General features: G+C 57.5%; 6 protein-coding genes and 4 pseudogenes. 7 read left to right on the forward strand and 3 right to left on the reverse strand.

Annotated elements, in window-relative coordinates:
* Positions 1-914: 914 nt before the first annotated feature.
* Both CFB46_RS34725 and CFB46_RS34730 read right to left on the reverse strand, forming a co-directional pair.
* A complete protein-coding gene (locus tag CFB46_RS34725) occupies positions 915-3,227 on the reverse strand; it encodes a glycoside hydrolase family 65 protein (protein ID WP_179235148.1) in 2,313 nt (770 codons plus the stop codon).
* Positions 3,228-3,728: 501 nt separating this feature from the next.
* Positions 3,729-3,902, reverse strand: a pseudogene (locus CFB46_RS34730) (integrase); the annotation flags it as partial.
* Between the two features lie 7 nt (positions 3,903-3,909).
* Between CFB46_RS34730 and CFB46_RS34735 the strand changes: the two are divergent.
* The 4 genes and pseudogenes from CFB46_RS34735 to CFB46_RS34750 form a co-directional block, all read left to right on the forward strand.
* Positions 3,910-4,794, forward strand: a pseudogene (locus CFB46_RS34735) (Tn3 family transposase); the annotation flags it as partial.
* 160 nt (positions 4,795-4,954) lie between these two features.
* Complete coding sequence (locus tag CFB46_RS34740) at positions 4,955-6,919, forward strand: Xaa-Pro dipeptidyl-peptidase (RefSeq protein ID WP_089502492.1); 1,965 nt, start codon at positions 4,955-4,957, stop codon at positions 6,917-6,919.
* Positions 6,920-7,261: 342 nt separating this feature from the next.
* Positions 7,262-8,839 carry a S10 family serine carboxypeptidase-like protein gene (locus CFB46_RS34745; protein WP_415748918.1) on the forward strand — a complete coding sequence of 526 codons (1,578 nt, stop codon included), beginning with the start codon at positions 7,262-7,264 and terminating at the stop codon, positions 8,837-8,839.
* A gap of 13 nt (positions 8,840-8,852) precedes the next feature.
* Positions 8,853-9,254, forward strand: a complete 402-nt coding sequence (locus CFB46_RS34750) for a hypothetical protein (RefSeq protein ID WP_089502494.1) — start codon at positions 8,853-8,855, stop codon at positions 9,252-9,254.
* 166 nt (positions 9,255-9,420) lie between these two features.
* Here CFB46_RS34750 and CFB46_RS34755 read toward each other — a convergent pair.
* A pseudogene (locus CFB46_RS34755) lies at positions 9,421-9,741 on the reverse strand (IS30 family transposase); the annotation flags it as partial.
* An 87-nt stretch (positions 9,742-9,828) separates the two neighbouring features.
* On the opposite strand from CFB46_RS34755, the gene tnpA reads away from it, so the two are divergent.
* From tnpA to tnpC, 3 genes and pseudogenes are all read left to right on the forward strand, one after another.
* On the forward strand, positions 9,829-10,191 hold the full coding sequence (gene tnpA / locus CFB46_RS34760; RefSeq protein WP_080410267.1) for an IS66-like element accessory protein TnpA: 363 nt from the start codon (positions 9,829-9,831) through the stop codon (positions 10,189-10,191).
* Positions 10,191-10,538: an IS66 family insertion sequence element accessory protein TnpB gene (tnpB, locus tag CFB46_RS34765; protein ID WP_027782056.1), complete on the forward strand. Its 348-nt coding sequence runs from the start codon at positions 10,191-10,193 to the stop codon at positions 10,536-10,538. Before tnpA ends, tnpB begins: the two co-directional genes overlap by 1 nt.
* 29 nt (positions 10,539-10,567) lie before the next feature.
* Positions 10,568-11,729: pseudogene (tnpC, locus tag CFB46_RS34770) on the forward strand (IS66 family transposase); the annotation flags it as partial.
* Between the last annotated feature and the right edge of the window lie 122 nt (positions 11,730-11,851).

Here is an 11,851-nt window from a genome sequence, read left to right on the forward strand (position 1 = left end):
TTCGAGCATTACAACGAGAAGCATCCCCATAGCGCGCTGAAATACCGCTCGCCTCGCGAGTTCCGGCGCTCGATGGATTCAGCAACCTTAGTGTGACGCTGTGTCCGGTATTACAGGGTCAACTCCAATCTGCTCGTCGGTAAATCGCTTCTTCATCGAATTCTCCTTGTCCCTAGGATAAAAGAGAACTCACTTGCCGGATGGCTACAAGAAACGTCTCAGGTCACACCGTCGTCGCCTCCCCGGCACGCGCTCACCAGGAATACTGTCGCAAGTGATGCGGACAAAGCCAACCCCTGACTGCTTCGCAGTCCTATTTTCCTGAGGATCATTTCATCTCCAATAGATCTAACGCCCCGTTCGTGTCGGGGGATCCATGACGTGATATGCCCTGTGTCAGGGCACTGTTACCGTACAAGGGGACAAAATTAATTGCAACAGAATATTTCGGAAAGCGTTGCACTATATCTATTTATTTATAGCTTTATTTTTTATACCACTTAATATGTTATGAATAGTTATTCTGGTGACTTCGATTGGCGTCGCCGCATCGATCACGCAGACGCTAGCCACGCCATGTCACGGGCTGGAGAAGTGGCATGTCGAGGCAGCTTACGCCGCTTGTCGCTGCACTTCAGCGGCCACAGCACGCCGGAGTTCCATCCTTGGGGTCGTTCGGCACTTTGAACGTGGCCGCGAATTGGTAGCCATCCGCCTCCACGCCACCACCGATGACATCCGACGGCCAGATCATATTAGCCAGTCTCCGATATAGTGCTCTCGTGGCTACGCCAACGTCGTTGTCACTGAGCATCTACGAATATTTCTTTTTCGTCTCGCGTATCTGAGGCCGCCCACTTCTGAATAATTCAGACATAGGCGGCGCTTTAGAAAATATGCGATATCCCACAGGCTTAACTATTTGATGGCGTGAGTCCACGAGTTTTAATAACAAGCGGCGCTCCGGAGTTCGCCGTGAACGTACCATCTGGTGTCATAACAGACGCTGCGGGACCATTGGTGATTAAAATTGTCGTATTATCCGGCTTAACTTCAATATCGTAAGTACGGCCCTGCCAGTGCATACCCTTCAGATAGACTCGCGTCAGTTTTGCTTTATCAACTTGGTCTAATGGTCCAACAGGCAGAATAGGCGACAAATAGATGCCATCCGTGCGGAAACGATATCCGGCCAGCCCGTTCAATAAGGTTTGCATAAAACCACCTGCGCCAGTCAGGAAAGTGTACGCAGGGTTAAGCTGCCCTGCGCTTGGCACGAGTAGCGATGTCTCATTAAAATTCAAATATGGTCCACGAATATATGGCTGATATGAGTTAGAGAAAAAAGTATCCAAGCTTGACAAACCGTATTGCGCCGCAATCACTGCCTGTACAGAATTTGTCATCGCCGGTCCGGTAGGATCAGTAATTGCAGAATAATAATTAAGATTATTGATGCCGATCTGCGTGGGCAGCGGATATTCCATCGGATATGTCAGCAGAACGACGTCGGCTTGCTTCAACGTATGCGAAACGTTCGGGTTGAATTTCGCATGCTGCAACACAACTTGTCTGGTTGGATCGACCTGGGGTTTAACCAGTTTCGCGCTAGCAACAGCCCACTGCGGATGGATCGCATATCCCAGGATCGTGGCTGCCTGCGTAGCAAAATTGATGGCTTGCAGGGCGCTACCGTTTGTGTAGGCCGCATCCGTGGCATTATGTACATATTCGTCTGGACCGTCTACTTTTGTCAGACTATATGTTCCATTACTGTTGAGTGTCATCCGTGTCGAATAGTAGTCCGCAATAGCGCTGAGAACAGGCCAGCCGTAATGTTGCAACCAGGTCTTATCGCCTGTTGCCTCATAGTATTGAAACTGAGCCAGTGCGATATCGGCCTGCAGATGAATTTCCGCAGATTCTCCACCATCCGTCGACAATATTCCCGTACCTGACGTCCATGGGAAAAAAGATCCGATCGTAGCACTTCCTACTCCGGTATCGCTTCTATCATTCTGTACATTCAATAAAGCATTAGGTAGTCTGTCGTAGCGGTAATCCACAATCGATTTCGCCATTTCAGGATGGGCCGCGAGCAGATATGGATACATCCACGTTTCAGCATCCCAGAAAATCATTCCCCCATAGTTGTCGCTGGTCAATCCAGCTGGCGCAATACTGTTCCGCGCGCCCTCACGAAGATTGGAATACAGCATGTATTCCGCAGCGTGAATGGCACCTTGTAAGTTACTATGCTGATCGTCGACAATCACATCGCTTTGCCAGATGGATTGCCACGCAGCCTCATGTGCTTGCAATATGGTATTGTAAGACCCATAGGTTCCCGTCTGTGCTGAAATCGAGACATTTCGGGCGAGTTGATTGATTTGCTGCGACGTGTTGTCGAGCGCAACTGACGGATCAGGAAGATCGTAGTCAGCACCGGACGCAATGCCGACATATTTCACGAAGGTATACGTTTTATTCAATGTCGGCGTAAAGCTCCAACTCAACCCGCTTTGATTGTTGTTGCTCAACGCTGTGCTACCTGGCAGCCCTGACGGAGGGAGTACCCGGAAGGCAACGGTCGCCTTGGTATTCGTGCTATCCGCAATGACTGACGCTTCGGCACCGTTGTTCGTGATGTCCTGCCAGCGCTGACGGGTCATTTCAGTTCCCCGGCGAATGCTGCGTAGATCGACGTATGAGTCGACGTGCATCGGCCCAGACCACTTGACAGGCGTGATATCCAAACGCACCACGCCAAGGTGTGCGTATCGGCGGTGAGCAAACATCGTCCAAGCGAGTTTGGCCTGATTGCCGGACGGCGACGTCCATATTAGCGACGTTGTCACCAAGCCGTTCTTCATGTCAGTGGACTGGCTGTAGTTTGATAGTTTCGACCCTTGGATGGTCTGTGGATCGTAGACATACTTTGAGTCACCGATCGTCAAAGGCGACCAATTCGGTAATGTCGAAAGAATAGCGTTCTTGCCCACATATCCTGCGACCATGGCAGAGGTATACCGCGGTGTGCCGAGCGGCCACGGCGAGCTCTCGTCAGGCGCCTGTTTGCCGACCCAATAACCATTCCCGGCCGACGGAATGCGCAATCCCATATATCCGTTGCCGATAAATGGTTGGTTGACGTACGTTTCGTTGTAACTGGTGCTAGTCAGGCTCCATTGGTTGGCCTCAGGCGTTACGATTGTTGGAGTTGTCACCACGGGTGTCGTCGGGGACGAAGTTGGAGGAATCGAAGAACTAGTCGGATCTGTCGGCCCGGCCGATACCGGGACCAGAGGCGTCGGTGTCGATGACACACCATCATCTCCGCCACATCCGACAAGACAAAATGTAAGGACTATTGCATAACCGCAAATTATCAACCCCTTGCTTACAATGCCACCGTACATTTTCGTTTCCTCACGAATGTATTGGTAATACTAATTAAGTGGACTCGAAAAAAAACCTACAGATCCTTAACTTTGCAGGCCGAACGAACGATGCATATCCACGTATCAATCTGCCATTACACGTGGTATCGACATAAATTGAAGCACGTTCGATTACATTGCGTAGTGAGACTACTTATTTTTCGTGCTTTTTCGCGTACTTTTGTTACACGCTAGTGCTTCTGTTGGATGTAGTCAAGTTAAAGGATCAGATCGCGGCGACGAGCGTAAGCCCCCGGTGAAGTCATCTTGTCCAGTCGCTTCATGACCGCGTGGCCGCGGCGGCCCGATCCAGCGCTCGCGCGGTGCAGGGCGTCGCATGAACGTCTGGTATGTAATCGCGTCGTCAGTCGTCAGCGACGACAACGCGCGGCCGCGCTCGACGATCGCCCAGAGGATCAACCGCTCGGCCTCCTTGCGGTAGGCGCGTTGCGTTGCGGCCGTCTACCGGAACGCGAAGTACGGCAGCGAGCCCGGCGTCCTGTTTTATACTCACATCTCCGACCAATATGCACCGTTCTACACGAAGGTCATCAACCCGCCGGTGCGGGATGCCACGCACGTGCTCGACGGGTTGCTCTATCACGAGTCGGATCTGCTGATCGAGGAACACTACACCGACACGGCCGGGTTTACCGATCACGTGTTCGGACTGTTCCCATTCGAAGGGTTCGTGTTCGCACCGCGCCTCGCCGATCTTCCTGACAAGAAACTCTATGTGCCGGGCAAGGCGTCCGACTGGCCAGCACTGACTTCCCTGATCGGGGGCACGACTAACCGGAAAGTGGTCGAACGGGAATTCGACGATGTGCTTCGTTTAGCCACCTCGATCAAGCAAGGGACGGTGACGGCCTCCCTGATCTTGCGCAAACTCGGCGCGTACCCCGGACAGAATGGCCCCGCCGGTCTGCGCGAGATTGGCCGGATCGAGCGCACGCTGTTTACGCTGAAATGGCTGCGAGATCCGGTGCTGCGGCGCCGCGTAACGGCCGGGCTGAACAAGGGAGAGGCTCAGAATTCACTCGCACGGGCCGTCTTCTTTTACCGTCTCGGCGAAATTCGCGACCGATCGTACGACAACCAACGATATCGCGCCAGCGGACTGAATCTCGTGGTGGCCGCCATCACGCTGTGGAACACCGTCTACATCGAGCGCGTAATCGCGGCGCTCGGGCAGCACGAAGAGATCGATGAAAGTCTGATGCCGCACGTGACGCCCCTCGGTTGGGGCCACATCATTTTAACGGGGGACTACGTCTGGCGCGCCAACAAGCGAGTGGCCAATGGGCGATTCCGGCCGCTACGGTCTGCTAAATTTTGCGGTCGCGAATCCTGACCCAGAAATCAGTATCGCCCAGAAATTTGTCAATTTTTGTGAGTCGATATTGACTTGTGATTTTGGATATCGCCTTATGCAACTATAAATATCTCACTTTGTTACAGCGGCTTCGGCTGATTTTGTTTAGATGCCAAGATAAACACATTTCTATAAAAATATGGAAACATGGCAGAGAGCGAAGATTCGTCAATCTTTCATGAGTGGCGCCCGACTGCTGATCCTGCTCGTGCCGGTAGCAATTCAATTGGCGGGATGCGGTGGAGATGATTCCGCGTCGTCGCGTGTGCCAAACCAGGGAAATCAGCCGAGTACCTCCCCTCAATCGGCCCAGCCCGGTACCGTGACGACGGCTCCCGCGCCGGCGCCCTTTATGCCACCCACGCCGGTGCCCGAAGTCGGCGCGCAATATGAGCGCTCGCTGACCGGGTTGTCCTATCCGAAGCTCGCCGGATTGTATCCGGGACACGACGGCCCGACTGTCGAGAACGGCGTGATCTTGCCTTGGCTGTCGATGCGGCCGCCGCTGAAGCTGAACGTGATGGTGCAGACACCTTTCGACACCGACGGGGACGGCAAACCCGACCGGATCGCGCTGCGCATCGTGCAGCCTGCCGAAGTAGCGGAGGGGCTCAAGACACCGGTCATCGTACGGCCGTCGGTGTACTACGCGGATCCGACCTACGCGACGCAGACACGCGCGCCGTTTCTTGGCGAGGCCGAGTATCTACGGATGGGTTACACGGTCGTCTATGCCGATTCGATCGGCACCAATCAGTCGGATGGCTGCTGGTCAGTGATGGACCGTACGGAGCGCGACGCGATGGCGAGCGTCGTGCGCTGGCTGACGGGCGACCCAGTCGCACCGGGTTTCGACCTGCAGGGCAAGCAGGTTGCGGCATCCTGGTCGACCGGGCACGTCGCGATGGAGGGGATTTCCTATGGCGGCACGCTGCCCACAATGGTCGCGGCGACGGGTGTGCCGGGCCTCGAGGCGATCGTGCCGGTGGAGGGCATCAGTAGCGGGTACGACTATTTCCGCTACAACGGCGTGATCGCGGATATCGACAACACGGTATCGCTCGGCAGCTACATGAAATCCCAGCAGACGTCCGCCCGTGCGCCAATCTGCGAACCCGCGCGCGTCGCAGCCGTCACGTCTTCCGACAACGCGACCTATACGTACAACGACTTCTGGAAGGCGCGCAACACGGTGTCGCTGGTCGACCGGATTCAGGCCGCGACGCTGATCGCACAGGGGCAGGCCGACAACAACGTCAAGACCAAGAACGCGACGCAACTGTACGACGCGTTGTATCGCGCGAAGAAGCCGGTGCAGCTCTGGCTGCACAGTCGAAACCACGACGATCCCGCGTGGCAAAAGGAATGGCAGAAGCAGATCGTGATGTGGTACTCGCGCTATCTGTTCGGCGTCAACAATGGCGTCGAGACGCAGCCGACGTACGTCCGGGAGACGCCGGCAGGTGACATCCCGGTTGGCGCAACGCTTCCGCCCGATCCGAACAATACGGACGACACGCTGATCGGCCATTGCCATTCGGGCCACAATCCGCGCGACTGCATTCCGACAGGTGAGCTGTTCATCAAGGAGGATGCATGGCCGAAGACGGCCGACACATCCTACTACCTGCGCGGCGACGGACGGACGGGAGGATTGCTGACGCCGAACACGGCGGAGGGCGCGCCGGCTGCGTCGGTCGATGTGAGCAACGCAACGGCCGTGACTTACGAGACGAAATCGCTCGCGAACGCGACCCGCTACGCCGGTGCGATCCGGGTCGCGATGCGTGGCCGGTTTGCGCCGGCCGTCACCAACATCAAGGCCACATTGTCGGTGGACGGGCACGACGTGACCTACGGTTGGGCAAATCCGCGCTTCTACAAGGGGCTGGAGGTCCCACAAACGATCGCGCCGAACACGGACTACGATTTCTCGCTGGAGATGATGCCGCGCGATTTCACGGTACTGCCGGGCAGCAAGGTCAAGTTGAAGCTGGAGGGCTACCAGGGCACGTCACTGGTGACGCTCGACCTGTCGCACACAGTGCTCGCGATGCCGGTTGTTCCGAAGGCACGCGTCGCGGCGGTTATGCTGGTGAAGTAGCGGAGAGACGCGCGGTGAATCGATGGTCGGCACCGGATACATAGTCGGCTCTATCGGACACGACAAGGTATGCGACGAAGAGGTTTCCAGGTCGATGCAATTCGTTGTACTTCTGTAAGTATTTCTATCGAAATGTCCCGTCGAGGAGATTGATCAATGACGATAAGAATTCCAATCTGGGTCGTGGCCACTGCGCTCGCCACAGCAGCGCTGGCCGCGTGTGGTGGTGATGACGCGTCGTCTACCGCTGTGAGCGGGACGAGTACGCCATCCACGACAGTCACGCCATCCACGACAGTCACGACGCCGTCAACGCCGGCCACGACGTCAGAAGAGTCTGAAATGGACGTATTCGCAAGAGTCGCGCCGGCCGACAAGGTATTGAATGACGGCAACACCTACGATACGACGATCAACGGATCGATCGCGATGTCCAAGATCAGCGAGGATTCGTCGGTCAAGCGACACACGATCACCATCAACGGGCAGGTGCTGCCGTATGTCGCGCGCGCCGGACACCTGGTGGCCTACCGGCAGAACGGGTCGGGCAAGAAAGCCGAGGCGGCGATCTTCTACACGGCGTATACGCGTGACGCGCTGCCCAAGGAGAATCGCCCGGTCACGTTTTTATGGAACGGCGGCCCCGGTTCGGCGTCGATCTGGCTGCACATGGGATCGTGGGGCCCGAAGCGGCTCAAGTCCGATGCACCGAACATGGCCGATCCCACGAAGCAGCCCGAGAGCTTCCCGTTTGAGGACAATGCGATTTCGCTGCTCGACGAGTCGGACATCGTTTTCGTCGATCCGCCAGGGACCGGTCTCTCCACGGCCATCGAGCCGCTCAAGAACGGCGATCTATGGGGCACCGACGATGATGCCCAGGTGGTGGCCGACTTCATCACGAGCTATACGAACAAGTACAACCGGCAGAGCTCGCCGAAGTACCTGTACGGCGAATCCTACGGCGGCATCCGCACGCCGATCGTCGCCAATCTGCTGGAGCAGGCGGGTACCAGCGGCTACGCCCCCGATCCGTCCGGCAAGCCGGCCAAGGTATTGGCGGGATTCATCCTCAATTCGCCGCTCGTCGACTACAACTCCAATTGCGACATGATGGGCGGGAGAGTGACATGCGAGGGTTACATCCCGTCCTACGCAATGGCTGCGGACTACTTCAAGAAATCCGTCAAGCGCGGCGCGCAAACACAGGAGCAGTATCTCGGCGAGCTGCGCACGCTGGCGAGGGCGACATTCCAGACGACCTACGGGCCCTATTTCACCGACGGCCGGCCGAACAACCAATGGAATGCGTACGCGGCAAGCACTGCCGGACAAGCGGTCCTGAACCGGATGGCCGACTATACCGGGATCCCCGCGTCGACCTGGAAGAGTTCGTTTAACTACACGCCGGGGCCGTTTCGAAGTGCGCTGGTTCCGGGCTACAACCTCGGGCGCTACGATGCGCGCATGAAGGTGCCGAACGGGAACAGCTTCGCTGCGGACAGCTACATCGACGTGGCCTTCCTGAATCAGCTGAAGACGTATTTCCCCGATTTCGTCAACTACAAGACCCAGTCGAGCTACCAGCCGCTGAATAATGCGACGATCGGAAACTGGAAATGGCAGAGGGCAGGGAGCAAATCCTATTACCCGCAGAGCATTACCGATATCCAGGCCGTGCTGACTGCCAACCCGGATGCCAAGCTGCTGATTCTTCACGGTTACGAAGATATCGCGACGCCAGGTTTCCAGACCGAGCTGGATCTGGAGGGGGTGAACCTGAGCGATCGCATCCCGGTCAAATGGTTCGAAGGCGGGCACATGATCTACAACACGGAGGCATCGCGCGCGCCGTTGAAACAGACGATCGACAGCTATTACAAGTCGCCGGCGCGTGTCGCGGACGGTTCCTTACTGTAAGCCGAGGACAGCCATGAAAATCGTGACTCATTTTGGTCTCATCGTAGCTGCCACCGTCATTTCGATGTCAGGCATCGGCGCAGCGCTTGCCTATGACGATTTGCCGAAGCCGGCGCCGCCGCCCGAGGGCTGGGTTCAACCGCCCAAGCAATCGGAGGGCTCCGTTACGCGAGACGTGGACAGCCAGGTCGCCCGGCGTTTTACCGCCGCGACCGGCGGCAATCCCGACGGGCTATTGTCGAAGCAACAGGCCAAGGCGGCTGGCTGGGGGTTGGTCAGCGACCATTTTTCGGAGATTGATCGCGCCGGGGCAGGCTACGTCAGGCTTGATGACGTGCTGCGGTTCATGTCGGAACGAACGCCGCAGCACATCATGCGCATGAAAAATGCGACGAAACAGAATCAGCAGTTGTGACGTGACATGGATTCCCCGCCTATGGCGGGGAATTTCATTTCCGATCAGTTCATTTCGATTTCTCGCGGGGCTCCCCGCAACGTCAATTCCATTGGCCCCTTCCTGCCGATGCGACAACTACAAACCTTAGCGTACGTAAAAATCCGTTTCTTGAGGGCACCCCGATTCAATCGGTCGTCGCAACACTGGATTGTTGAACAGACCTGAGATATTCGTCCAGAGCTTCAGCAGGCGTTTTCCACCCGAGTGTTTTTCGGGGCCTGGTGTTCAATGTATTAGCAACGGCTTGAATCTCTCGAGCGCTCCACCGGGACAGATCCGTGCCCTTTGGAAAGTATTGTCGTAGAAGGCCATTCGTGTTTTCGTTCGTGCCACGTTGCCATGGGCTGTCCGGGTCGGCGAAGAAGACCTTCACACCAGACTCAATTGTGAAGCGAGCATGGTCGGACAGTTCCTTTCCCCGATCCCAAGTCAATGATCGCCACAACGTAAGCGCTTCCCCAGCACCGTCTGTTCATGAAGGTTCATAGGCGGCAATCTGGTTCCCATCAGAATGTAGTGGGAACCAGAAAAAATGGAAATCAAGGCGCAGGGCCGCCGACGAGGCTCCAAGAATTACACGAATGAGTTTCGCACGCAGGTCGTGGCGGAAACACGAGACCCGACCCGTTCACTGGCGGAAGTTGCACGCGCGCATGGGTTGAACGCGAATCTCGTGTCGAAGTGGCGTCGGGATCAGGAGCAAGAGGCGACGTCCGCATCCGCGCCAGTTGAATTATTCCTGCCTGTTCAGATGGCATCACCGCCGATACCGGAACCGGTCAGATCATCCGGGCTGGTCATCGAATGTCGTGGCGTGCGCGTGTGTTTCGAAGGCAAGCCGGAGTCTGATGTCCTGCGGCTTGTGCTGACAAGCTTGCTGGAGGTGGGTTCGTGATGCTGAGCCTTCCCGCTGGGACGCGGGTGTGGCTGGCTGCTGGTGTGACAGATATGCGTTCCGGCTTCAATAGCCTGGCCGCGAAGGTGCAGACCGTGCTCGAGCGGGACCCGTTCAGCGGACACGTGTTTGTGTTCCGCGGCCGACGCGGCGATCTGGTCAAGGTGCTGTGGTGGAGCGGTGACGGCATGTGTCTGCTGATGAAACGGCTTGAACGCGGCCGCTTTGTCTGGCCGCGTGCGGATGGGGGCGTCGTCAGCTTGAGCCAGGCGCAGTTGTCCATGTTGCTGGAAGGCATCGACTGGCGGCAGCCGGTGCGCACGGCGGCGCCGACCTCAGCGTTGTAAACCCGCCCACCGGCGCGTAGACTGCGGGCATGACGACGGCGAACGCGTACCCGGACGACATCGAAGCGCTCAAGGCTCTACTGCTCGAGCGCGATGCCCGCATCGGGCATCTGGAAGACGTGGTCGAATCGCACAAGGCGGCGACGGCGACCGACAAGGCGGAGATCGAGCATCTCAAGCTGCTGATCGCAAAGCTGCGCCGCATGCAGTTCGGCCGCCGCTCGGAGAAACTGGACCGCCAGATCGAGCAGCTCGAGCTGCGTCTGGAAGAACTCGAGGCCGACGAAGGCGCTGCCCCCATCGAGATTCCCAGGACGCCACGCACGGCACCGGAACAGGTACAACGCAAGCCGTTGCCGGATCACCTGCCGCGCGAGATCCAGATCCATTGGCCCGAATCACGTGAAACCTGCACGGCGTGCGGTGCGCCGATGAAGCAGCTTGGCGAGGACGTCGCCGAACAACTCGAGTATGTGCCGGCGAGCTTCCGGGTCATCCGCCATGTGCGGCCGAAGCTGGCATGTTCATGCTGCGATCACATCGCCCAGGCTGCTGCGCCGAGCCGTCCCATCGAGCGAGGCATGGCTGGCCCGGGACTGCTGGCTCATGTACTGGTCGCGAAGTTCGCGGATCACCTGCCGCTCTACCGGCAGTCGGTGATCTATGCGCGGGAAGGTGTCGAGCTGGATCGCTCGCTGCTGGCGAAGTGGGTTGAAGTGGGTTGGTCACACTGCGGCGCTGCTGCAACCGCTCGTCGACGCACTGCGTCGCCACGTCATGGCGGCGACGAAGCTCCATGCCGACGATACGCCAGTGCCTGTGCTTGCGCCAGGGAACGGCAAGACCAAAACCGGACGCCTGTGGGTGTATGTGCGTGACGATCGGGCGTCCAGCGACGCCACTCCGCCGGCCGTCTGGTTTGCCTATACGCCGGACCGTAAGGGCATCCATCCGCAGCAGCATCTCGAATCGTTCAATGGCACGTTGCAGGCCGACGCCTACGGCGGCTACCAAGCGATTTACGAAACGGGACGCGTTGCCGAAGCAGCATGCTGGGCCCATGCACGGCGGCAGTTCTACGAATTGCATGCGGCTCGCCCAAATGCATTGAACACCGAGGCGCTGGAACGTATCGGCGCGCTCTACAAGGTCGAAGAGCAGATCCGTAGCAAACCGCCCGATGAGCGTAAGCGACCAGCCAACCCGTCTTGACGAGCGAGTTTAGGCGGCAGTCGAGAGAGGTTGCCAACGATGCGGCAGTAGCGCGTCGATGTCGTTGGCCTTGTGGGTCGGCAAGCGTGTGAGGACGTCCT

This window comes from Burkholderia sp. HI2761 (assembly GCF_002223355.1).
Classification (GTDB): Bacteria; Pseudomonadota; Gammaproteobacteria; order Burkholderiales; family Burkholderiaceae; genus Burkholderia.